This window comes from Paenibacillus cymbidii, assembly GCF_004764705.1.
Taxonomy (GTDB): domain Bacteria; phylum Bacillota; class Bacilli; order Paenibacillales; family NBRC-103111; genus Paenibacillus_AN; species Paenibacillus_AN cymbidii.
Map to the genome: position 1 here is coordinate 118,390 of NZ_SHLX01000007.1, position 21,948 is coordinate 140,337.

Genomic DNA, 21,948 nt, shown 5'->3' on the forward strand with positions numbered 1-21,948 from the left:
TAGCCCCAATCGATCGTTATGTATGGTCAATCCCACCAGGAGACGATAGCCCGACAACTAGCTTATCATATTCCGCTGCGGAAGAAAATGATCTATATGTCCCGGTTGTCCATGCGCGGATCGTTTTCCCGCAAAATGGGCCATGTTGTCAAATCTTTCGCCAGATGCGTTTCCGCGAACAACGTTCGCGCTTCCGCCAGCATCGCGGCCTCCCCTTCTTCGGCATAACGCGAGCTGATATGCGTCAGCAGCAACTGCTTCGCCCCTGCGGAAAACGCCGTTCGCGCCGCATCGACCGATGTCGAGTGACCAAAACGAAGCGCATTGTCGCGAAGCTCGGCGAGGAAAGTCGCTTCGTGTACGAGCAGATCGGCGCCTTTCGCCAGCAGCGCGGCGTTCGGGCATGGCGAAGTGTCGCCGAGCACGGCGACGACTCTTCCTTTGCGCGGGGGATCCACGAACAACGCACCGTTCACTTCGGTGCCGTCCGCAAGTACGATCGTTTCCCCTCGTTTCAACTTGCCCATCAGCGGACCGGTCAGCGGACCAAACGCCGCTCGCAGTCGTTCTGCCTGAAGCGCCCCCGGGGTGTCGCGCTCCACAATCCGATAACCGAACGACTCGATCCGATGCGCCAAACGGCGCGCTTCTACGACAAATCGATCGTTCTCGAACACAACGCCTTCCTGCGAAAGCTCGACGATGCGCAGCTCGTAGCCGAGATGCGAGTCGCTGACGCCAAGCGCCGTACGCACGAACGTTTCCACTCCAACCGGCCCGTACACCGTCAGCGGCGTTTCGCCGCCCAGATGGGAGCGGCTGGACAAAAAACCGGGGATACCGAACAGATGATCGCCATGCAAATGTGTGACGAACAACCGGTCGATGCGTCCCGGCTTCACATGCGATTTGAGAAGCTGATGCTGCGTTCCTTCTCCGCAATCGAACATCCATGACAATCCGCATTCGGCTTGCAAATCGAGCACGATGGAGCTGACATTCCGCCGTGCCGACGGCATGCCGGCCCCGGTCCCGAGAAAGGTGAGCTCCACCGGATGACCCCCCATCTTATTCGCGCAATCGTTCCATCGTTGCAAGTATTTCCATACGATCATCTTGCCCGACAGGCAACCGATTAAACCTTCTCCACGTTAAAATATTGCGCTTGCGGATGTGCAAACACCATCGCCGAAACCGAAGCTTCCGGGTCCATCATGAACCCGTCGGTTAGTTGGACGCCGATGTCTTCCGGCTGCATCAGTTCGAACAACAGCTGCTGGTCCTCGAGATTCGGACACGCCGGATAGCCGAACGACACGCGTATGCCTTGATACCGGGCGCCATGGCGCTGCTTCATCGTCATTTCGCCCGGATCCGGGAAGCCCCACATGTCGCGAATCATATGATGAATCCGCTCCGCGAACGCTTCGGCCAGCTCGATTGCCGTCGCCTGCAGCGCATGCGAGCGCAAGTAGTCGCCGCTGTCTTTCCAGGTTGACGACAGATCGCGTACGCCGCTTCCCGCCGTAACGACGAGGAAACCGACGTAATCCATCTCGCCGCTGCCGACCGGTCGCAGAAAATCGGCCAGACACAAGTACGGCTCCACCGCCTGGCGCGGGAACGAAAACCGTTTCAGCACGCGTGACGTGTCGGTCGGATCGTAAACGAGAACGTCGTTGCCGTCCGCCTGCGCCGGGAAAAATCGGTACATCCCGTTCGCCTTGATGATGCCGTTCGTTTGCGCCTCGCGGATGATGCCATCCACGACCGCTTTCAGCTCGGTCGCCTTGGCGTCCTTCTCCTGCAGTTGCTTCTCGACAGAACCACGCAGGCCGAGATGTTTGCCGAGCAACATTTCAAGGTTGATATACGGCACCAAATGGCCGACCGGGTAATCGCGCAGCACGTGCCGCTCCGTATCGGGCGGAATGTAGACCGGCGTTTCCCGCGAAATCGCCGATTGGCGCGCACGGGTCGGCGCCGGCAATTCGTCCGCCTTTTTGCCGGCCTCCATCACGTTCGATTCCATCCGTTCGCGCAACTCGTCGATCAGCCGCTGCCGTTGCTCGGGATCGCTAAGCTTGTTGGCGATATCGAGGCCGTCCATCGCGTCTTTCGCGTACAGCACCGGCCCGTCGTATTCGGGTGCGATGCGCGTCTTCGTAAACTTGCGCGTCAGCGCCGCGCCGCCGACGAGGATCGGCACTTCAATGCCGGCCGAGCGCAAATCTTGCGCCGTTACGACCATCTGCTGCGCCGACTTGACGAGCAGGCCGGACAAACCGATCGCATCCGGCTTCTCTTCGCGGTACGCGGCAATCAACTGCTCCGGCGGCACTTTAATGCCAAGGTTAATAATTTTATACCCGTTGTTCGACAAAATGATTTCGACGAGGTTTTTGCCGATATCGTGTACGTCGCCTTTGACGGTGGCCAGCATAATTTTCCCTTTGGACGCGCTCTCCGATTTCTCCATGAACGTTTCCAGGAACGCGACCGAAGCTTTCATCACTTCCGCACTTTGCAGCACTTCCGCCACGATCAGCTCGTTGTTGTTGAACAACCGGCCGACTTCCTCCATGCCTTTCATCAGCGGGCCGTTGATGACTTCAAGCGGCGCATACTTGCCGAGCGCCTCCTGCAAATCGGGAATGAGCCCTTCCTTCGTGCCTTCCACGACGTAAGAAGCGAGACGTTCCTCCAGCGTCAGGTTGCTGATTTTTTCCTTCTTGTCGACTTTTTTCGTCCGGAAAAAAGCGACAAACGCGGCAAGCGTATCGTCGTTCGTCTCGAAAATGAGATTTTCTGCCAGCTTGCGCTCTTCTTCCGGGATGGAAGCATACCGCTCCAGCTTCTCCGTGTTGACGATCGCGTAGTCGAGCCCGGCTTTGGTGCAGTGATACAAATAAACGGCATTAAGCACTTCCCGGCCGGCTTCGGGCAAACCGAACGAAACGTTGCTGAGGCCAAGAATCGTCTGGCATTCCGGCATCGCTTCCTTGATCAAACGAATGCCTTCGATCGTTTCCAGCGCTGAGCCGATATACTGCTGGTCGCCGGTGCCGACAGGAAACACGAGCGGATCGAAAATAATATCCGACGGGTTCATGCCATATTTGTTCACGAGCAAGTCGCGCGAGCGTTTGGCCACTTCCAGCTTGTCGCCGCGCGTAATCGCCTGCCCCCGTTCGTCGATCGTGCCGACGACGGCGGCAGCGCCGTACTGATGAATGAGCGGCACGACGTGGATAAATTTTTCTTCGCCGTCTTCAAGGTTAATGGAGTTAATGATCGCCTTGCCTTGCGAATATTTAAGGCCTAGCTCGATGACGCTGGCGTCGGTCGAATCGAGCATAAGCGGTACCTTTACTTTGTTGACGACCAGCTTCAGGAATTGTTCGACGTCCGCGGCCTCGTCTCGGTCCGGGTCCTGCAAACAAACGTCGATGACGTGCGCGCCGCCCTTCACTTGCGCCCGGGCGATTTCCGACGCTTCCTCGTATTTGCCTTCGGCGATGAGCCGCTTGAATTTGCGCGAGCCGAGCACGTTCGTGCGTTCGCCAACCATGTATGGACGGTTTTCGCTTTCGATGTACACCGTTTCGATGCCGGAAACCGCCGGCGGGTGAGTGCCGTACTCGGTGCGCGGCGTGTAATGCCGCAGCGTCTCAGCCAAGGCGCGAATATGCTCGGGCGTCGTACCGCAGCAGCCGCCGGCAATGTTCAGCCAGCCTTGTTCGGCGAAGCCGGCCATCTTTTTGGCGAGCGATTCCGGCGATTCGTGGTAATGCCCGTTTTCGTCCGGCAGCCCCGCATTCGGATAGCAGCTGATGGCGGTTTGCGCCACTTGGGACAACGAACGAATATGGTCGCGCATAAACTCGGGGCCTGTTGCACAGTTCAACCCGACCGAAATCGGATGCAAATGTTCGAGCGAAATATAGAACGATTCGATATTTTGCCCGGCGAGCGTTGTGCCCATCGGTTCGATCGTGCCGGAAATCATGATCGGCAACGTTTTGCCGAGATCGCGCATCGCGTCGCGTACGCCGATGCTTGCCGCCTTGACGTTCAGCGTGTCTTGCGACGTTTCGATCAGCAGCGCGTCGACGCCGGCAGCGACAAGCGCGTGCGCTTGTTCGTAATAACTGGCAACCAGATCGTCGAACGTGACGCCGCCGGTAACCGACAATGTTTTGGTAGTCGGCCCGATCGCGCCGGCAACGAATCGCGGCCATTCCGGGGTTGAAAATTTATCTCGCGCCGCTATGGCGAGTTCCGCCGCTTTCACATTCAGCTCTGTCGCTCTGTCCTGCAAGTCGTATTCCGCAAGCACGACACTTGTCGAGCCGAACGTATTCGTTTCGACGATGTCGGCCCCCGCCGCGAAATAAGCTTCGTGAATGCCGAGAATAACGTCCGGCCGCGTCACGACAAGATATTCGTTGCAGCCTTCCAGCTCCTCGCCGCCAAAATCGGCCGCCGTCAAGTTTTCCTGCTGGATCATCGTCCCCATGGCGCCGTCCAGGATCAATATTTTTTTGCCGAGCTGCTCTTGCAGCGTTACGTTCGACATGTTCGTATCCCTCTCCGTGACGAATAATGTAAGCTTTACTATACCAAATCCCGTCGATTATCCGCAAGCGACAATTCATTACCTTTTCCGATAAAAAAAGATGGATTAATTATTTCCCTTTCATCGACAGCAACTAGCGTTTCGTCTATAATGAGGGAATAAAACGGATGAACAAACCGATTACAGGAGGAATGGCCCGTGGCCGAAATTCGCATTCGCAATACCGACCGGCGTATCAGCGGCGAGCAGGAAGTGCGCGCGTTTCTGGAAAATCAGGAAGTGCTTTACGAGCATTGGGATGCCGCCAAACTTCCGGCCGAGCTGCAGGACAAGTTCGCGTTGACGAACGAAGACAAAGAGCAGATCCTCTCCACATACGATGCAGAAATTCGCGATCTTGCATCCCGCCGCGGCTATCGCACGTGGGATATCGTCGCCCTGTCCGATGCAACGCCGAATCTGGAGGAATTGCTGCGCAAGTTCGAACAGGTGCATACGCATACGGAAGACGAAGTCCGCGCCATTACGGCGGGCAAAGGCATCTTCATTATCAAAGGAACAGACGATGTCGGTTACTTCGACGTTGAGCTCGAAGCCGGGGATGTCATTTCCGTGCCGGAGCATAAGCCGCACTTCTTCACGCTGATGGACAACCGGCAAATTGTCGCCGTTCGGCTCTTTATCGAAACGGAAGGCTGGATCGCCCACCCGTTCGATGACCCTGCTTTCATTAAAGCATAACTCCCTCATTCGAAAAAATCCGCCCTGCCTTGCCGGAAACCTTGCCGGAAGCGGGCGGTTTTTTGCTATTGCATGAGTTTCTTTCAGGCCAGTCGTTTGATGATCGCATGCAGCTGTTCCAGATGACTGACTTCGTTCGCCGGCACGATCTCCCCCGTTCGAGCCGCGCCCGATCGGTTAACCCACGCATTCGGCATGCCTACCCGGTTGGAGCCGAGAATATCGGTCGTCAGTTTATCGCCAACCATCAATCCTTCTGCCGCCTCAATGCCAAGAAGCCCCATCGCGTGGCGGAAAATGGATTCCGCCGGTTTGCCTTCGCCGAACGTGCCGGAAATGACGATATGGTCAAAATAGCCGGCCAACTGCGGTACGCCATCAATTTTCTCCTGCTGGAGGTCGGGAGCGCCGTTCGTTAGCAGCAGCAGCTTGACTTGCCCTTTCAGGGCATCGAGCACGCGAAACGTTTCTTCATAAACATAGGGCCGATTGCGGCGTTCCGCCGGGAAACGTTCCGCCAACAATGCGCCGAGCGCCGCATTCTCCACGCCGAGGGCGCGCAAGCCGCGGGTCCACGCTTCCTTGCGATATCCGGGAGCCAGCGCCTGCAGCTTGCGGAACTCCTGCTGGCTGCCGCCGGAAAAGTTGGCCCATAACCCTTCGAACGGGTTGATGCCAATCATCTTCGTAAACGGAAAGGTTTCGAACGATTCGTATAACGCGCGCGCCTCCTGGCGGACCGATTCAACTAGCCTTTCGGGCGTCAATCCGGCAACTTGTTTAGCCGCCTCTTCCCCCGTTGCTTGAAAAGCTTCTTCGACGCTCCGGTGATCCCATAACAGCGTATCGTCCAGATCGAATAAAACTGCTTGGATTGCCATGCCGTGCTTCCCCCTGAACCCATGTATGCTTGAATGGTCATGATACCGCGATTGGATTACGAGATTTCTTGAATCGGCACCTGATTCGTTGCGGCGAATTTGCGCAAGCGATCTGCCATCGGTTTGATTTTGAACAGGTGCAGCGAGCTGCTGTACACCCATTTGCGGTTTTTGTGCTTGAGCGTAATGACGATTTGATTGGGCGACAACGTGATGTTGTCGATGCCGTCGGCGTTGACGGCTTTTTCCCCGGTGAACCTGCGGGTGGCGATGCGCGACTTCGCTACGCTAAGCGCAGGCCGACGCACGAAGAAAATGAAGACGCCCAGCAGGAAGTAACAAATAACCGTAAACCAGTAAGAAGAATCCGCGGTGTACACATTATTGAACAAGATCATAAAAAATACCGCAAACATCTCCAGAATGAGCGGCAAGATCCAGCTTCGGCCCAAAAAAAGATCGGGCTTGTCCCCTTCGGCAATCGGCGCTTGACCAAGTTTCCGGCGCTGCAGATTCGCCACTTTCTTGTTCTTTTCGACCATCCGTTCCCACTTACGCGACATGAAGCTCCCCCTGTTTGACGCCGGATCGACTGTGAAGAAAAGTCGTTCTCCTTGATGTCGCCGTTCGCCGCGACTTGCGCCTATTTGTCTTCGTCTTCGACATATTTGATCGAATCGAGCTGCTGCTTCAGCGACGCCTTAAACGCGTCGATGTATCTCCGTCGCAGTTCGTTCCGTTCGTCGATCTCGTTCTCGGACAAGCCTACCGACTTCGCCTTGCGGGCCAATTCATTGATTCTTGTGATCGCTTCGTCCATATTCATGCTGCCTTCACTCCTATCGCACATACGCCCAAAACGCAATAACTCGCGTGATGGCATTCGATGTGTAACCTTATCTAACTTTGCCATGTGCAGGGGGGAATGTCAAGCGGACGGCAGTGCGGTTTCCAAGGAACGCAAAGGATCAGGAGCATCAAAATGTCTCCTGCTGCAAGGGGAAAATGAAGCGATAAACGGCCACCGGAAAACAACTGGAGGGAGATTGGATTGTTGGCGGCTCTCTCTATTGAAAGGCCGTTGCGCGCTTACGGCCCGTTAGCGAACACATGTTCTAAATCACTGAAAGCTCACTCTTCGATTGATCGGCCCGTAGCAGGCCCGAGCTTGCCAATCGCAAATCAAGGCAATACAAGCACTTGGCCGACTTGAAGCTGCGAACTGTTCAAATGATTGCGTTTCTGCAATTTATGGATATAGAGACGAACATCCGTTCCCGACGGGGCAAAATCAGATGCGATGGTCCACAGCGTGTCTCCCGAAGTCACGACCGTCGTGCGTTCGACCGACGTTGCATGAGCCGGGCTTGCCGCATCAGCCGATCCGAAGGCATATGCTTGTACCAGCATGCCGAAAAAGAAAAACGCCGCCAAAAGAACGGAAAGAACGACCAACCGCATCACTTTGCGGGAACGCTTGCGAGCAACAGGACGCCGGTCGGCAGCCGGCTTGACAGCATTCATCCGATTCCGGACGGGTTCATTCGTGCGAACCTTCGTCATGACATAATCCTGTTGCGCAATCGATTCTGCATCCCGGTCGGCGTAAACGGCGTGGTTCGTGTTCATCTCTTCGCCCTCCAAACATTTGTTCTGTTTTTAATGTAACACGAACGAACGTTCCTGTCAACGGACAGACGAACAAATGTTTGTTTTTTCAAAAACTCGAACTTATGTTTGTACGAACCTTTATTCTGTGTTATCATAAACGTATCTAAAATTGTCGTATTGGGGGAATCCGTCTTGGGTAAAATTTCAAATCGCCAACAATCGATTCTTGATTTCATCAAGAACGAAGTGAAGGACAAGGGGTATCCTCCGTCCGTTCGCGAAATCGGCGAAGCGGTAGGATTGGCCTCCAGTTCGACCGTGCACGGCCATTTGGAACGGCTGGAGAAGAAAGGCATGATTCGCCGCGATCCGACGAAGCCGCGCGCGATTGAAATTCTTGGCGAGGATGAAGCTGCTTCCGTTTATTCCCTTTCCGTCGCTCGCGTTCCGCTGATCGGGAAAGTAACGGCCGGCGCTCCGATTACAGCGACTGAGAATATCGAAGATTATTTTCCGCTGCCGAGCCACTTCGTTGGCGATAACCAAGTCTTTATGCTGAGCGTAAGCGGCGAAAGCATGATCGAAGCCGGCATTCGCAACGGAGATTATGTGATCGTCAAGCAGCAGAATACGGCGAACAACGGTGAAATTGTCGTCGCCATGACCGATGAAGACGAAGCGACCGTCAAAACGTTCTACAAGGAACGCGATCATATCCGGCTGCAGCCGGAGAACGACGCGATGGAGCCGATTCGCCTGAAGAACGTCACCATTCTCGGGAAAGTTATCGGCCTGTTCCGCGATATTCACTAAGGTACATAAATGTCCGCCGCCCGCTCCGGGTGGCGGGCATTTTTTCTGCGCGTAATGAACGCGTGACGCACAATCGGGCCGGGCCGAGCCGCTCCGGCGACTTCTTCGGCACAGTGCCTGTCGGTTGGCGGTAGCGGGTTGGTGAGCGTCTCCCCGCTCGGCACTAACCCTCCTGATGAATTAGCCAGTGAAAAATGGCCTATTCCCCCTTTTCCTCCCCCTTTATCGAAAATAGCCAGCGAAAACACTGGTTATTTCCCTGAGAATGCCCCAAAACGCCCATTTCTAACGAAATAGCCAGTGAATACATGGCCTATTTCGCTACCACACCCCTTTTTTCAAGGAATAACCAATAATAGATGGCTTATTTTGAAATGAACCCGCCATATGGGGATAATCCGTCCCGCGACGCACGCGACGCAGATACGTCAGGCCTCAAACCGATCTGAACCAGCATACGAAGCCGCCATACCCGTAATCACGTTCACAGCCACTCCTTCTTTTCCAACTTTTCTCGCACATCCAGCTCGCCCGCTCGCTGCACACATCCTCCAACGCTTGTTTTCGACCCGCACGCAATGCCCAACAGCGCCTGTTTGCTCAGCCCTATCCGTTCCCCGCATCTTAACCTCACTAATCGCACCCACCATGTTCTTATTTCCACCGCCACATAGTGCTCGTCAGCACCAGTTTGCGCAGCCTCATCCTTTCCACGTACCTTAACTCACTAACCGCAACCACCATACACTTGTCTCTAATGACCACTTAATGCCCAGCAGCACCAGTTTACGCCCACCTCCATCTGTTTCCGCACCCAACGCGCCAACCGCGCACCGGATCGCTCCCCAACAAAGTAAAAAGCCCGCCGGAAATCCCGGCGGGCATCAACTTCCCTGTTCCTTAATACAACGTCATATACTGCTCGCGCTCCCATTGGTGAATCTGGGTGCGGTACATGTCCCATTCGATCTCTTTCAGCTCGAAAAAGTGGGTCAACGCATGTTCGCCGAGCGATCCGACGATGACGTCGTTGCGCAGCATCTCTTGCAGCGCTTCCTTCAGGTCGGCCGGCAAGCTCGGAATCCCTTGCTCCTCCCGCTCCTCTTCGGTCATCACATAAATATTGCGGTCGGTTGGCGGCGGCAGCTGCATCTTGTTCTTGATGCCGTCGAGACCGGCGGCAAGCATGACGGCAAGCGCCAAATACGGGTTGGCGGCGGGGTCCGGGTTGCGCGCTTCGATGCGAGTGCTGAGGCCGCGGGACGCCGGAACGCGAACCATCGGGCTGCGATTGCTGGCCGACCACGCGACGTAACAAGGCGCTTCGTAACCCGGCACAAGCCGTTTGTACGAGTTGACGGTTGGATTCGTAATGGCCGCGAACGAACGCGCATGGTGCAGAATGCCGGCCATATATTGCCGGGCCGTTACGCTCAAGCCCAGTTTGTCGTTCTCGTCGTAGAACGCGTTGACGTTGCCTTTGAACAGCGATTGATGGCAGTGCATCCCGGAGCCGTTCACGCCGAACAGCGGCTTCGGCATGAAAGTCGCATGCAAACCGTGCTGACGGGCAATCGTTTTGACAACGAGCTTAAACGTTTGGATCTGGTCCGCCGCCTTGATCGCGTCGGCATATTTAAAGTCGATTTCGTGCTGCCCCGGAGCCACTTCGTGGTGCGACGCTTCGATTTCGAAGCCCATCTCCTCAAGCGTCAACACGATTTCGCGGCGGCAATTTTCGCCGAGATCGGTCGGCGCCAGATCGAAATAACCGCCCTGGTCGTTGAGCTCCATCGTCGGATTGCCTTTTTCGTCGGTCTTGAACAGGAAAAATTCCGGCTCCGGCCCTACGTTCATCGCCGTATAGCCCATCTCGTTCGCTTCAAGCAGCGCCCGCTTCAGAATGCCGCGCGGGTCGCCCGGGAACGGACGGCCATCCGGCAAATAAACGTCGCAAATGAGCCGCGCCACACGATCTTCGGCCACCCAGGGGAAAATGACCCAGGTGCTGAGATCGGGGTACAAATACATATCGGACTCTTCGATCCGTACGTAACCTTCAATGGAGGACCCGTCGAACATCATTTTGTTGTCGAGCGCTTTCTCCAGTTGGCTGAGCGGAATTTCCACGTTTTTGATCGAGCCGAGCAAATCCGTAAATTGCAAGCGGATAAACCGGACGTTCTGTTCCTTGGCGATGCGTAAAATGTCTTCCCGAGAAAAATTGGCGTTCATGGATACCCTCCTGAGCATTATGCCTTCCTTGCTTTTCCTGCGCTCCCTGCGTTTCGAGCCTTGCCACTCATGGCACCAAACTTACACCATCGATCTAATTAATGGAAAAAACGCGACAATTCGCCCTGTATGAGCGAAACTCTGCCGGGGCGCTTCTCGCTGAGCAGCTGCTGCTTCAGCATCTTGTGAAGCTGCGAATCCGTCAGCTCCGTGAGCTCCTTGCGCTTGACTTCCGTCTGCTCGTTCAGAACGGTCACTTCGCTTCCGTCCTGCGGCACCGGCAGCAGCACCTGCTTGATGCCGGCAATATTGACGCCTTTCTCGATCAAATCCTTGATTTCCAGCAGGCGTTCCACGTCGTTGAACGAGTACAGCCGCTGATTGCCTCCCGTACGAGCCGGCATCACCAGTTCATGCTGCTCGTAATAACGAATTTGTCTGGCGGTCAGATCGGTCAACCGCATGACGATCCCGATCGGAAACAAGGCCATATTCCTGCGAAAGTCGTCACTCATAATTGTCCATCACTCCCGTTGCCGGTTATGCGATCGCAGCGGCGGCTGCCGGCAATCGGCCGAGCGTATGGCCGGCACGGAAGGCAGGCCATGGCAAGACGAATTGTAACCGCTTTTGCTTCCATCTCATTGTACCGTCATGCCATATACATGTCAAGTTATGTAAGGTTTAATTACAGTAATCGCCTGGTTTTCATGTTATTAATGGCGTGAATAATCCCCAATTTGGCATGGGAAAACGTGAGCCCTCCCTGCATGTAGGCGATGTATGGCTCGCGGATCGGCGCATCTGCCGAAAGCTCCAGGCTGCCGCCTTGAATGAACGTTCCCGCCGCCATAATGACCGGATGCTCGTAGCCGGGCATGTCCCACGGTTCGGGGACGACGTGCGCGTCGACGGCCGATGCCATCTGCACGCCCTGGACGAAGGCGATCAAATGCTCCGGCCCGCTGAAGCGCACCGCCTGGATCAAATCGGTCCGCGGCTCGTCCCAGCGCGGATGCGTGGCGAAACCGAGCCGCTCGAACACGGCGGCGGCGAGTACGCTGCCTTTCAGCGCTTGGCCGACCAGGTGTGGCGCCAGAAATAAGCCTTGAAACATGCTGCGCGTTGCGCCCATCATCGCGCCCACTTCGCCGCCGATGCCCGGCGCCGTCAGCCGAAAGGCCGCCTGCTCGACGAGCGCGGCGCGGCCGGCGATATAGCCGCCCGATGCGGCAATGCCGCCGCCGGGATTTTTGATCAGCGAGCCGGCGATCAGGTCGGCGCCAACCTCCGCCGGCTCCCGTTCCTCGGTAAATTCGCCGTAACAGTTGTCGACGAACACGATAACGTCCGGATTGATCGCTTTGACGAACCGCACCATCTCGCCGATCTGCTCCACGGAAAAAGAAGGCCGCCAATCATACCCTCGCGAGCGCTGGATGCCGACAACCTTGACATGCGCCTCCAACTTCCGTTCGATCGCCGCATAGTCGGGCGAACCGTCTTCAAGCAGCGCCGCTTCGTCGTACCGAACGCCCCAGTCCTGCAGCGAACCGCTGCCGTCGCCCGGACGGCCGATCACGTTCAGCAGCGTATCGTACGGTTTGCCCGTGATGTACAGCAGCCCGTCGCCCGGCCGCAGCACGCCGAACAGCGCCGTGCCTATCGTATGCGTGCCCGACACAAAATGCGGCCGCACCAGCGCCGCCTCTGCGCCGAAGCTGTCGGCGTAGACGAGATCGAGCACCTCGCGGCCGCGATCGTTGTACCCGTACCCGGTCGACCCGGCAAAATGATAATCGCTTACCTTATGCTTCTGAAACGCGCGAATCACTTTCCATTGATTGCGATCGATCGTGCGCTCGATCAGCCGCGTGCGCGGTTCGATCGTCCGTTCCGCTTCCTCCAGCAATTGCTGCATCGACTCTTCCCACATCTTCGTCCGCGACTCTCCCATTCCACCGGTTTACGCCGTTGCCGTCACGACGAACGGCACCAGCAAATGGCCGTTTTTGGCGTAATCCTCATCGTTGATGCTTACATCGAATTCAAGCATGTCGTTTTCTTCGCTCGTGCGCTGGGCGATGACATCGCCGACCCGATACAGCAGCGCCAGCAAATCTCCCCTTGCAGCCGGCAAACGGAACGTCAGCGTATGGCCGCTCAGCCGCGACTGCAGCAGCAGCTTCAGCCGCTCCAGATCGGCGTCTTCCATCGCGCTCATGCGGATGTAGTCGCCGGTCGCAGCAAGCAGTTCCTGCTCATTCGCGGGAATCAAGTCGGTTTTGTTGAAAACGACAAGACAACTTTTCTGGTGTGCGCCGAGTTCCTCCAGCACTTCCGCAACGACGGCCATCTGCTCCTCGCGCATCGCCGACGAACTGTCCACCACATGCAAAATCAAATTCGCTTCGTTCACTTCCTCCAGCGTCGCTCGGAAAGCGGCCACCAGATCGTGCGGCAAATGCTGGATAAATCCGACCGTATCGGTAAGCACAATCTCTTTGCCGCTTGGCAGCTTCAGCGCGCGGGAAGTCGGATCGAGCGTGGCGAACAACTGGTTCTGCACATAAACGTCGGCATTCGTCAGCCGGTTGAGCAACGTCGATTTGCCGGCGTTCGTGTACCCGACCAGCGCCACCTGCACGATGCCCGATTTGCGCCGCCGTTCGCGATGCAGCGTGCGATGCCGGACGACTTCCTGCAGCTGCCGCTTCAGTTCGGCAATGCGCTCGCGGATGTGCCGGCGGTCGGTTTCCAGCTTCGTTTCGCCGGGACCGCGCGTGCCGATGCCGCCGCCCAGGCGGGACAAATTTTTCCCTTGTCCGGACAGCCGCGGCAGCAAGTAGCTGAGTTGGGCCAGCTCCACCTGGAGAATGCCTTCCCGCGTTTTGGCGCGCTGGGCAAATATATCGAGAATGAGTTGGGTGCGGTCGATGATTTTGACATCGAGCGATTCCTCAAGATTGCGCACCTGCGCGCCCGACAGCTCCTGATCGAACACGGCGATATTGGCGTCATGGGCAAGCAGCAGCGCCTTCAGCTCTTCGACCTTGCCTTTGCCGATCAGCCATTTGGTATCGGCGGTTTCGCGATTTTGCGAAATCGTCTCGAGCACCTCGAGCCCCGCCGTTTCGGCGAGCAGCACAAGCTCCTGCAGCGAATACGCCGCCAACTCGGCCTGCCGGCGCAATTCGCCGGACACGAGACTGACGAGGACTGCCCGCTCCTCCCGTTTGGCCACTACTTCATGAGACGCGATTTTCATCCGTCATCTCCCCTTTACTGCCAACTATTGTCGGCCATTCCACAAGGAAAGTCAACAACCGCAGGCGGTAGTATTCGGGTTAAAGCGTTTTTTCCGCCGGCGCGAGATTGGTTTCGGCGATGACTTCGCTGACGGTACCGAGCGTAAGCCCCTTGCGCTTCAGCTCGCGGATCATACCTTGCAAAGCTGCCGACGAAGACGGCGTAGGATGCATCAGCACGAGCGTGCCTGGCCCCGATTTGCGCGCGATTTTGGCGACGATTGCGTCGGCGGGCGGGTTTTTCCAGTCGATCGTATCGACTGTCCACAGAACCGTGCGCAGCTTCATCGCATGCGCAAGCTTCACTGTCTGCATCGAATAGTCGCCGGAAGGCGGTGCGAACAGCGTGTTGCGCACGCCGAGCCGCTCGGTGAGCAGCTGCTCCGTTTTGGCAATTTCCTCGCGGGCTTGCCCGTCGCCGAGCTCGCTCATGTTGCGATGCGAATAGGCATGGTTCGACAGCTCGTGCCCCAGCGCGCCGATTCGTTTGGCCTCGTCCGTATGCTTGTTCAGCCATTTGCCGTCAAAAAAGAACGTGCAGCGCACCCCCTCCTTCTCCAGCACCTCCAGCATATGCGGCAAATGCTGCTCGCCCCAGGCAACGTTGATCATGAGCGCCGCCATCGGCTTCGCTGGGTTGCCGCGGTAGACCGGGCGCGGGCCGAGGTCGTCCAGCTTCACCTTCGGCGGCACCTGGCGGAACGCGTACGTGATATGCGCCGGATCGCCGCCCTTCTGCATCGTCAGCTCGTACGAACGTTCGATATCGACCGCAAGTCCGTTATAGCCAGGGATCGCCGCCTTGCCTCCGGCATCGAGCTTGGCGTCGATCGGCGCCATCTCGTGTGCGGCGGCTCCCGCCCGAATCGCGTCGAGCAGCGCTTGCCCGCCGGAAGGCTCCGCCGCCGCACCGACGGGTGCCGCAGCGAGCTGCCAGACGAGCGCCGCGCCGGTCCAGGCGCCGAACGTTCGCATCATTTTCCACATAGGGTTCCCTCCTTCAGATGACCTGCTTCTGCCTGTTAGCATTCGCTGGCAATCGGTTCTTATTCTTCCCCGGGAAGAAGCAAATTCCGTGAACAATCCGCGAACTTCGTGCGGCTCGTCTGGCGGGGACGGCAAATTATGCTATAATGGGATTTGCGCAAAACCAATGCCCGGATTCAGGAGGAACCCATGCCCGCATCGCTCTCCAAAAACTGGTTCAAGCTTGTGACTGTCATTATCCTTGCAGCCATTATCGGCGCCGTGTTCTATTCGTCCAAGTCCAAAGGGGACGCGCTTCCCGTAGTCAAACAAGCGCCGGCGTTTGCGATGACGAACGTGCTCAGCGGCAAAGAAACGCAGCTTGCCGACTCGGCCGGCACTGTGCGGCTGATGGAATTCATTTATACGAACTGTCCGGACGTATGTCCGGCGACAACCTACAACATGGTGCTGCTGCAAAATGAATTGAAGCAAAAAGGACTGTTCGGCAAAAACGTAACGTTCCTCGCCGTCACCTACGATCCCGACCGCGATACGCCGGAAGTGCTGCAGAAGTACGGCGACAGGCTCGGCATCGACCGCAGCGGCTGGCAGCTGCTGCGCGGCCAGGAAGCCCAGACGAAAAAGGTAGCCAATGACTACGGTATCATTGTAGAGAAGCTGAAAGACGGCACGTTCATGCACTCCAACCTTTCACTGGTGCTGATTGACGGCAAAAACAATATCCGGCGCATCTACGAAATGGGCAACGAAATGGACAACGACAAAATACTGGCTGACATCGTCAAATTGACGAAGGAATCGTAGTTTCTGCTGGCTGGTCAGCCGGTCCCGCCGCTCCTGTCGGTTCAACGGGTAAATAGGCCATGAAAAATGGCTTATTCCCCTTCAAAAGCACATTGCCCGGAAATAGCCAGTGTTTTCAATGGCTATTTGATCCAAACAGCCCCAATATCGAACTTTTCTTAAAAATAACCAGTGAATTCACTGGTTATTTTTAAGTTGCAGGCCTATTTTGACGAAATAGACCCGGAAAAATGGCTTATTTTCAATGGACACGTCCGCAGCCCCGGGAACAGCCCGCTCCCCAACGAAAAAGGACTCGGAATTCCACCATAAAGTGGAAACTCGAGTCCTTTTCCTTCGGGACAATCAACGCCAAGCTTTACGGGCGGGCGACAATGCGCCGGGTGATCGCTTTCTGCAGCGCTTTCGGCGTAATGTGCGGATTGCCGCCGTTGATGCGCGGGATGTTCATCGGGTTGCCGCCGGCCACCGCCATGCCGGGAGCGATGGTGAACGCGAAGCGGATGCCGGCCGAAGCGATCGCCGCCGCCGCCTTGCTGTCGTAAATGCCGTAAGGATAAGCAAGCGTGTCAACCGGCTTGTCGACGATGGCTTTCAACTTGGCGATGCACGATGCCGTGTCGGCGGCCAGCCGCTCCCGGTACGCCGCATCCGTTTCCGCGCTGTCCTGCAGCAGCAGCGCCTTGCCGTTGTCCCGTTTGCCGTGGAACTCATCCGTATGGCACTGCGCCTCGACGGAGGCGGGCGCGGCCGTGGCCCGGCGAATGTCATCGGCCGACATCTTCGGCGGCACGTCCTCCTTCGGATGCGCAAGCGAGCCGGTGATAATAAAATTGACCGCCGGAATTTGCAGCTGCTGCAGCACCGGCAGCGCAAAGGTGTTGAAGCTTTCGTAGCCGTCGTCGAACGTCACCAGCACGGCGTTGTCCGGCACTTCCCCGCTGCCGTCCATGAACCCGCGGAACTGGTCGAGCGTAATGAAGCGATAGCCTTCGTCCTGCAAATACGCGAGCTGGTCGCGAAACAGCGCCGGCGTAATGGTGCCGGAGCTCTTGTCGGAGTCGTGAACGTGGTGGTACATCAGCACCGCCACCTGGTCGGCGTATCGCGGCGATTGATCGGCGAAGCCGGAAACGGCCGTCAGCAAGATGGCGCACGCCAAAACAATCGAGACTAGCAACCGGAACGGTCGCGGCATAATTCCATCCTCTCCTCGCTTCCACATTCACTGAACGGATACAACCTCGTTCCATCATACCATGTTTGGCCGCAGCGATGCGAACCAAGGCAGCCCGTACACATATTGCGCCGCCCGCGCCCATATAGTAGTGATAGCTTGTTCAAGCAAGCGAATGCACCGCATCCTGCGGTAAGGAGAATCGGCCATGGACAATAACGACCGCTCCGAACGTATCGATCTTCACATTACCGGCATGACATGCGCCGCATGCGCCATCCGCATCGAAAAGGCGCTCCGGCGGCTGGACGGCGTCGGCGACGCGGCGGTGAACGCCGTGCTGGAGCGGGCGATCGTACGGCGCGATCCGGCCAAAGTGACGCTGCAGCAAATCGAACAAACGGTGCTCCGGCTCGGCTACGGCCTGGCCGAACCTCCGACTCCCGTCAGCCCTGCGGCAAACGCGTTCGCCAAACCGAAGCCGGCGGCAACCGGCAGGCAGCCGTCGCAGCGGCGCATATTCGCCCTCTCCGCGCTGCTGACGCTGCCGCTCCTGTGGACGATGACGACGCATTTTACGTTTACTTCGTCGCTCTGGATTCCGCCCCTGTTCCTCAATCCGTGGTTTCAGCTCGCGCTGGCGACGATCGTTCAGTTCGCCATCGGCCGGCCGTTTTACGAAGGCGCCTACCGCGCGCTGCGCAGCGGTTCGGCCAATATGGACGTGCTGGTCGTGATTGGCACGTCGGCCGCTTATTTTTACAGCCACTATTTGACGATAAACAGTTATGCCGAACGATCGGCCCTGTCGGCGGCCGTCCCTCTACCCCACGAGCATGCATCCGCCCACGCGCCGCACCTTTATTTCGAAACGAGCGCGATGATTATCACGATTGTGCTGCTCGGCAAGCTGATGGAAACCGCCGCCAAACGACGCACGGCCGAAACGATTCACCGGCTGGACGGCTTGCAGGCGCAAACGGCGACCGTGCTGCGTGGCGGCGACACGGTGCGCGTGGCGGCGCAGCAGCTTCGCAGCGGCGACCAGCTGCTCGTGCGGCCGGGCGAACGGTTTCCGGTGGACGGGCATGTGCTTGAAGGCAGCTCGTCCGTGGACGAGTCGATGATGTCCGGCGAAAGCTTGCCGGTCGCCAAACAGCGCGGCAGCGCCGTCGCCAGCGGCACGCTCAACCTGAGCGGCACGCTGCGCATCGTCGCGACGCGCACCGGAACGATGACGGCGCTCGCCGGCATGAAACGAATGATCGAAAACGCGCAAGCGACCAAAGCGCCTGTGCAGCGTTTCGCCGACCGGGTTGCCGGTGTATTCGTCCCCGTCATTATTGCCATCGCCACACTGACGTTCGCCGTCTGGTACTGGTGGCTGGACCCCGGTTCGTTCGGCGGCGCGCTTGAGAAGGCAATCGCCGTGCTGCTGATCGCCTGCCCTTGCGCGCTCGGACTGGCAACGCCAACCTCGATCCTGACCGGCTCGGGCCGGGCGGCGGAAGCCGGCATCTTCGTCAAGGAAGGCAAATACCTGGAGCTGCTGCCGCGCATCGATACGGTGCTGCTGGACAAAACCGGCACGATGACGCAAGGGGCTCCCGCGTTGACCGCCATACGTATCGCGGCGCGGGGCCGCCACGACGAAACACGGCTGCTGCGGCTCGTTGCCGCCGCCGAACGATTGTCCGAACACCCGCTGTCGCAGGCGTTTGTGAAAGAGGCGGCGCAGCGCGGCATCGAACTTCCGGACGCAGAGCGCTTCGACGCGCAAGCCGGCTACGGCATTCGCGCCATCGTCGAAGGCAAGCTCGTCATCGTCGGGACGCGCGGGATGATGCGCCAATCCGGCATCACGATCGCGGAGCATGACGAAACGTCAGGCGGGTGGGAGCAGGTAGGCCACACCGTGCTGTTCGCGGCGGTAGACGGGGAATACGCGGGCATGTTTGCGGCGGCCGATCCGCTGAAAACGACTTCACGGGCGGCCGTCGAACGGCTGCACAAGCTCGGCATCGACGTGATCATGGTGACGGGTGACAACAAACGAACGGCGGAAACGATCGGAGCTCAGGCGGGGATCCGGCGGGTGCATGCGGAGGTGCTGCCCGAAGGCAAGCTGGAGCTGGTGCGGGAGCTGCAGCGGCAAGGCCGCAACGTCGCCATGGTCGGCGACGGCATCAACGACGCGCCGGCGCTGGCGGCGGCGAACGTCGGCATCGCCGTGGGGGGCGTAGAAATGGCCGCCGACGCGGCGGACGTGCACTTGATCCGCGGTGATCTGAACGGCATCGCCGACGCGATCGCCATCGGCAAACAAACGATGCGCAACATCCGCCAAAACTTTGCGTTTGCGCTGCTGTACAACGCGATCGGCATTCCGTTCGCGGCGATGGGGTTGCTCGCGCCCTGGCTGGCGGGAGCGGCGATGACGCTCAGCTCCGTTTCGGTCATCGGCAACGCGCTGCGGCTGAAACGCTCGCGAGTTCGCGCCGCCGCCTGACCGGCGGCGCAGCGGGCAAGCGTTTCACCGGCCCCACTTCAAATCTTCCGCGCGAATCGACATCAGCTCCAGCTTGGACGGCGCGACCGCATACACATTGAGCAGCCGCACCGCCTGGTGGCGAATTGCCTTCTCCAGCAAGTTGCGCACGTAACGGGCATTGCTGAACGCGCGCCACAACGCCGTCTTCTCCTCCGCCAAATGCTGCTTGAGTGCCGCCAGCGCCTGCGGCTGCCAGACGTATTCCCGCTCCTTGGCCATCAGCTCGGCGATTTGCAGCAGCTGGTCGATCGAATAATCGGCAAAATCGACCTGGATCGGAAACCGCGACGGCAGCCCCGGGTTCGTGGCAAGAAACTGCTCCATTTCATCGGAATAACCGGCCAGAATGAGCACAAAATCGTTCTTTTTGTCCTCCATCCCTTTCACCAGCGCATCGATGCTTTCTTTGCCGAAATCTTTGTCCCCGCCCCGCGCCAGGCTGTACGCCTCGTCGATGAACAGCACGCCGCCCATCGCTTTTTTGATCAAATCCCGCGTTTTTTGCGCGGTATGGCCGATATACTCGCCGACGAGATCGGCCCGCTCCACCTCGATGAAATGGCCTTTGCTGAGCACGCCCATCGCGTGAAACATCTTGCCCATCAACCGGGCCACCGTCGTTTTGCCCGTGCCGGGATTGCCTTTGAAGATCATGTGGTATACATGCGAATTGCTTTGCAGCCCCGCCTCCGCGCGGTAATGGGAGACTCGCAGCAGCGCGTAAATTTCGTGCACGAGCTCTTTTACATTTTCGAGGCCGATCATGCTCTGGAGCTCTTTGAATACGGCCGACAGCGGCCCTTCCTGCGGCAGCTTCCGGCCGGACGCCGGCGGTTCCGGCTCGCCGACCGGCGCGGCGGCCGTCTCGGCTTGCCGCAGCACGATATTGATTTGCCGCGAGGGAACGATGCGCTGTTCCTTGGGCAACACGCGGCCACTCATGGCGCTCACCTCGTCTTTCGAATGGCGGCAATCGTTGCCGGGGCGGGCCGTTTGGAAGCCATCGGCTCCCGCCCATTCAATCCATCCTACGTGCAAGGACGCGCTTTTATGTTTGAAAAAGAAAGAGAAAGAAGTCGAAAGCTGCGATTTCCCGGGAAACAATCGGTTATTTCCCTATTCGTACTGCGTCCACTGCTCGAAGCCGTTCGCCGTTACGCGGCCGACGTCCTCCAGACGGATGCCGAAACCTTCGTCGGCCAAATAAGCGCCGGGCTCCAGCGCGATCACCATATTTTCCTCGTATGCGGCGTCGCCGTTCATGCTGATCAGCGGCGCTTCATGGCACTGTACGCCGAGCCCGTGTCCGGTATGATGCGGGAACGAAAGGCCGAACCGGGCCAAATAATCGCGGACGACGCGGTCGGTGCCGGCGACGCTGGCGCCGGGTTTGATCGAAGCTTTGGCCAGTTCCAGCGCTTCCTTCACATGCTTCCGCACTTCCAGTTGGCGCGCCGTGTACGTTCCGATCGCCATCACGCTGCAGCTGTCTCCCCAATAACCGTCCAGATGCGGCACCAGGTCGGTCAGCAGCAAATCTCCCGCCTGCAGCTTGCGATCCGACGGGTAGCCGCCGATGTCCGCCGTGCGCGCGCCGGAAACAAAATCGACCAGCAGCGGCAGCCGTTTGCCCGCCGCCTGCTCGATCGCCGCCTTGACTTGGCCGTAGCATTCGATTTCGCTGACGCCCTCCAAGGCGAATCGGCGCACCGCATGCTGCCCGAAGTTGGCAAGCTGCGCCGCCGCCCGCAGCGCCTGCAATTCATCCTCGTCCTTGACCTGGCGGATGCGGTTCAGCAGCGGCGTGCAATCGTCGGCGCCGGTATCCAGGCCAAGCGCCGCTGCGGCCGCCAGCGGCAGGAAGCCGCCTTCCGCCGCTGTCTTCCGCCCGCTTCCGCGTCGTCCTTGCGCCCATGCTGCCAGCCCGCTGCGATACGCGGCCAGCCGGTCGAAGCCCGGCGTCTGCACGTCGTAATTGTCGTAGCCGATGCAGGCGATCCTTTTAGCGCCAATTCCCGCTTCCGCGCCATTCGGCAGCAGCATGACGCCGGCCAGCGCATCCCCGTCGCGTTCGATCCGCAGCACCGCCGGCCCGGGATCCATCGCGTTCGGCCCGATTTCCAGATCCGGCGAATACCCGGACAAATAACGAACGGCGTGCTGCGACGCCACGACGATTTCGTCGATGCCTTGCTCTTTCATGCTGAGCGCGAGCTTTTCCCATCTTTGCATGCGCCTCGGCCTCCTTAAGGAAAGTT

General features: G+C 58.2%; 18 protein-coding genes. 4 read left to right on the top strand and 14 right to left on the bottom strand.

Going from position 1 to position 21,948, the window contains the following annotated elements; genetic code table 11:
* Window positions 1-92 precede the first annotated feature (92 nt).
* Together rnz and metH are read right to left on the bottom strand one after the other, a co-directional pair.
* Window positions 93-1,052 (bottom strand): ribonuclease Z, encoded by a 960-nt coding sequence (gene rnz, locus EXY20_RS11655; protein ID WP_135551070.1) that lies wholly within the window; start codon window positions 1,050-1,052, stop codon window positions 93-95.
* An 83-nt stretch (window positions 1,053-1,135) separates the two neighbouring features.
* Window positions 1,136-4,579: a methionine synthase gene (metH, locus tag EXY20_RS11660; RefSeq protein WP_135551072.1), complete on the bottom strand. Its 3,444-nt coding sequence runs from the start codon at window positions 4,577-4,579 to the stop codon at window positions 1,136-1,138.
* Window positions 4,580-4,777: 198 nt separating this feature from the next.
* Between metH and EXY20_RS11665 the strand changes: the two genes are divergently transcribed.
* Complete coding sequence (locus tag EXY20_RS11665; protein WP_135551074.1) at window positions 4,778-5,320, top strand: acireductone dioxygenase; 543 nt, start codon at window positions 4,778-4,780, stop codon at window positions 5,318-5,320.
* Window positions 5,321-5,403: 83 nt separating this feature from the next.
* Here the strand turns inward: EXY20_RS11665 and EXY20_RS11670 are convergent, their stop codons facing one another.
* The 4 genes from EXY20_RS11670 to EXY20_RS11685 all read right to left on the bottom strand — a co-directional run bounded on the left by EXY20_RS11670 (window position 5,404) and on the right by EXY20_RS11685 (window position 7,830).
* A complete protein-coding gene (locus tag EXY20_RS11670; RefSeq protein ID WP_135551076.1) occupies window positions 5,404-6,201 on the bottom strand; it encodes an HAD family hydrolase in 798 nt (265 codons plus the stop codon).
* 56 nt (window positions 6,202-6,257) lie between these two features.
* On the bottom strand, window positions 6,258-6,764 hold the full coding sequence (locus tag EXY20_RS11675; RefSeq protein ID WP_135551078.1) for a hypothetical protein: 507 nt from the start codon (window positions 6,762-6,764) through the stop codon (window positions 6,258-6,260).
* 80 nt (window positions 6,765-6,844) lie between these two features.
* On the bottom strand, window positions 6,845-7,027 hold the full coding sequence (locus EXY20_RS11680; RefSeq protein WP_135551081.1) for a DUF896 domain-containing protein: 183 nt from the start codon (window positions 7,025-7,027) through the stop codon (window positions 6,845-6,847).
* Between the two features lie 356 nt (window positions 7,028-7,383).
* Window positions 7,384-7,830 (bottom strand): LysM peptidoglycan-binding domain-containing protein, encoded by a 447-nt coding sequence (locus EXY20_RS11685; protein WP_135551083.1) that lies wholly within the window; start codon window positions 7,828-7,830, stop codon window positions 7,384-7,386.
* A gap of 174 nt (window positions 7,831-8,004) precedes the next feature.
* Between EXY20_RS11685 and lexA the strand changes: the two genes are divergently transcribed.
* Window positions 8,005-8,625 carry a transcriptional repressor LexA gene (gene lexA, locus EXY20_RS11690; protein ID WP_135551085.1) on the top strand — a complete coding sequence of 207 codons (621 nt, stop codon included), beginning with the start codon at window positions 8,005-8,007 and terminating at the stop codon, window positions 8,623-8,625.
* Between the two features lie 900 nt (window positions 8,626-9,525).
* Here the strand turns inward: lexA and glnA are convergent.
* The 5 genes from glnA to EXY20_RS11715 all read right to left on the bottom strand — a co-directional run bounded on the left by glnA (window position 9,526) and on the right by EXY20_RS11715 (window position 15,155).
* A complete protein-coding gene (gene glnA / locus EXY20_RS11695; RefSeq protein ID WP_135551087.1) occupies window positions 9,526-10,860 on the bottom strand; it encodes a type I glutamate--ammonia ligase in 1,335 nt (444 codons plus the stop codon).
* Between the two features lie 98 nt (window positions 10,861-10,958).
* Window positions 10,959-11,375, bottom strand: a complete 417-nt coding sequence (locus EXY20_RS11700) for a MerR family transcriptional regulator (protein ID WP_135551089.1) — start codon at window positions 11,373-11,375, stop codon at window positions 10,959-10,961.
* Between the two features lie 173 nt (window positions 11,376-11,548).
* The gene (locus EXY20_RS11705; RefSeq protein WP_407944911.1) at window positions 11,549-12,781 is read right to left on the bottom strand and encodes a methionine gamma-lyase family protein; all 1,233 of its coding nucleotides are present in this window, start codon (window positions 12,779-12,781) and stop codon (window positions 11,549-11,551) included.
* A gap of 45 nt (window positions 12,782-12,826) precedes the next feature.
* The gene (gene hflX / locus EXY20_RS11710; protein WP_135551094.1) at window positions 12,827-14,128 is read right to left on the bottom strand and encodes a GTPase HflX; all 1,302 of its coding nucleotides are present in this window, start codon (window positions 14,126-14,128) and stop codon (window positions 12,827-12,829) included.
* Between the two features lie 79 nt (window positions 14,129-14,207).
* Entirely contained in the window at window positions 14,208-15,155 is a 948-nt protein-coding gene (locus EXY20_RS11715; protein WP_135551096.1) for a polysaccharide deacetylase family protein, read from the bottom strand.
* A 189-nt stretch (window positions 15,156-15,344) separates the two neighbouring features.
* Between EXY20_RS11715 and EXY20_RS11720 the strand changes: the two genes are divergently transcribed.
* On the top strand, window positions 15,345-15,962 hold the full coding sequence (locus EXY20_RS11720; protein ID WP_135551098.1) for an SCO family protein: 618 nt from the start codon (window positions 15,345-15,347) through the stop codon (window positions 15,960-15,962).
* Between the two features lie 358 nt (window positions 15,963-16,320).
* Here the strand turns inward: EXY20_RS11720 and EXY20_RS11725 are convergent, their stop codons facing one another.
* Entirely contained in the window at window positions 16,321-17,160 is an 840-nt protein-coding gene (locus EXY20_RS11725) for a polysaccharide deacetylase family protein (RefSeq protein WP_135551100.1), read from the bottom strand.
* A gap of 187 nt (window positions 17,161-17,347) precedes the next feature.
* Here EXY20_RS11725 and EXY20_RS11730 point away from each other — a divergent pair, with 187 nt between their 5' ends.
* Window positions 17,348-19,648, top strand: a complete 2,301-nt coding sequence (locus EXY20_RS11730) for a heavy metal translocating P-type ATPase (protein ID WP_135551102.1) — start codon at window positions 17,348-17,350, stop codon at window positions 19,646-19,648.
* 24 nt (window positions 19,649-19,672) lie between these two features.
* On the opposite strand, the gene EXY20_RS11735 is transcribed toward EXY20_RS11730, so the two are convergent.
* Window positions 19,673-20,632 (bottom strand): AAA family ATPase, encoded by a 960-nt coding sequence (locus EXY20_RS11735; RefSeq protein WP_135551104.1) that lies wholly within the window; start codon window positions 20,630-20,632, stop codon window positions 19,673-19,675.
* Between the two features lie 174 nt (window positions 20,633-20,806).
* Window positions 20,807-21,922, bottom strand: coding sequence for a M24 family metallopeptidase (locus EXY20_RS11740; RefSeq protein ID WP_135551106.1), 1,116 nt, complete (start codon window positions 21,920-21,922; stop codon window positions 20,807-20,809).
* Window positions 21,923-21,948 lie beyond the last annotated feature (26 nt).

Bases quoted from the DNA above. Each gene is read 5' to 3' on its own strand.
- metH (WP_135551072.1), bottom strand. From the start codon at position 4,579: ATGTCGAACGTAACGCTGCAAGAGCAGCTCGGCAAAAAAATATTGATC.
- EXY20_RS11670 (WP_135551076.1), bottom strand. From the start codon at position 6,201: ATGGCAATCCAAGCAGTTTTATTCGATCTGGACGATACGCTGTTATGG.
- EXY20_RS11675 (WP_135551078.1), bottom strand. From the start codon at position 6,764: ATGTCGCGTAAGTGGGAACGGATGGTCGAAAAGAACAAGAAAGTGGCG.
- EXY20_RS11680 (WP_135551081.1), bottom strand. From the start codon at position 7,027: ATGAATATGGACGAAGCGATCACAAGAATCAATGAATTGGCCCGCAAG.
- EXY20_RS11685 (WP_135551083.1), bottom strand. From the start codon at position 7,830: ATGAACACGAACCACGCCGTTTACGCCGACCGGGATGCAGAATCGATT.
- glnA (WP_135551087.1), bottom strand. From the start codon at position 10,860: ATGAACGCCAATTTTTCTCGGGAAGACATTTTACGCATCGCCAAGGAA.
- EXY20_RS11700 (WP_135551089.1), bottom strand. From the start codon at position 11,375: ATGAGTGACGACTTTCGCAGGAATATGGCCTTGTTTCCGATCGGGATC.
- EXY20_RS11705 (WP_407944911.1), bottom strand. From the start codon at position 12,781: ATGCAGCAATTGCTGGAGGAAGCGGAACGGACGATCGAACCGCGCACG.
- hflX (WP_135551094.1), bottom strand. From the start codon at position 14,128: ATGAAAATCGCGTCTCATGAAGTAGTGGCCAAACGGGAGGAGCGGGCA.
- EXY20_RS11715 (WP_135551096.1), bottom strand. From the start codon at position 15,155: ATGTGGAAAATGATGCGAACGTTCGGCGCCTGGACCGGCGCGGCGCTC.
- EXY20_RS11720 (WP_135551098.1), top strand. From the start codon at position 15,345: ATGCCCGCATCGCTCTCCAAAAACTGGTTCAAGCTTGTGACTGTCATT.
- EXY20_RS11725 (WP_135551100.1), bottom strand. From the start codon at position 17,160: ATGCCGCGACCGTTCCGGTTGCTAGTCTCGATTGTTTTGGCGTGCGCC.
- EXY20_RS11730 (WP_135551102.1), top strand. From the start codon at position 17,348: ATGGACAATAACGACCGCTCCGAACGTATCGATCTTCACATTACCGGC.
- EXY20_RS11735 (WP_135551104.1), bottom strand. From the start codon at position 20,632: ATGAGTGGCCGCGTGTTGCCCAAGGAACAGCGCATCGTTCCCTCGCGG.
- EXY20_RS11740 (WP_135551106.1), bottom strand. From the start codon at position 21,922: ATGCAAAGATGGGAAAAGCTCGCGCTCAGCATGAAAGAGCAAGGCATC.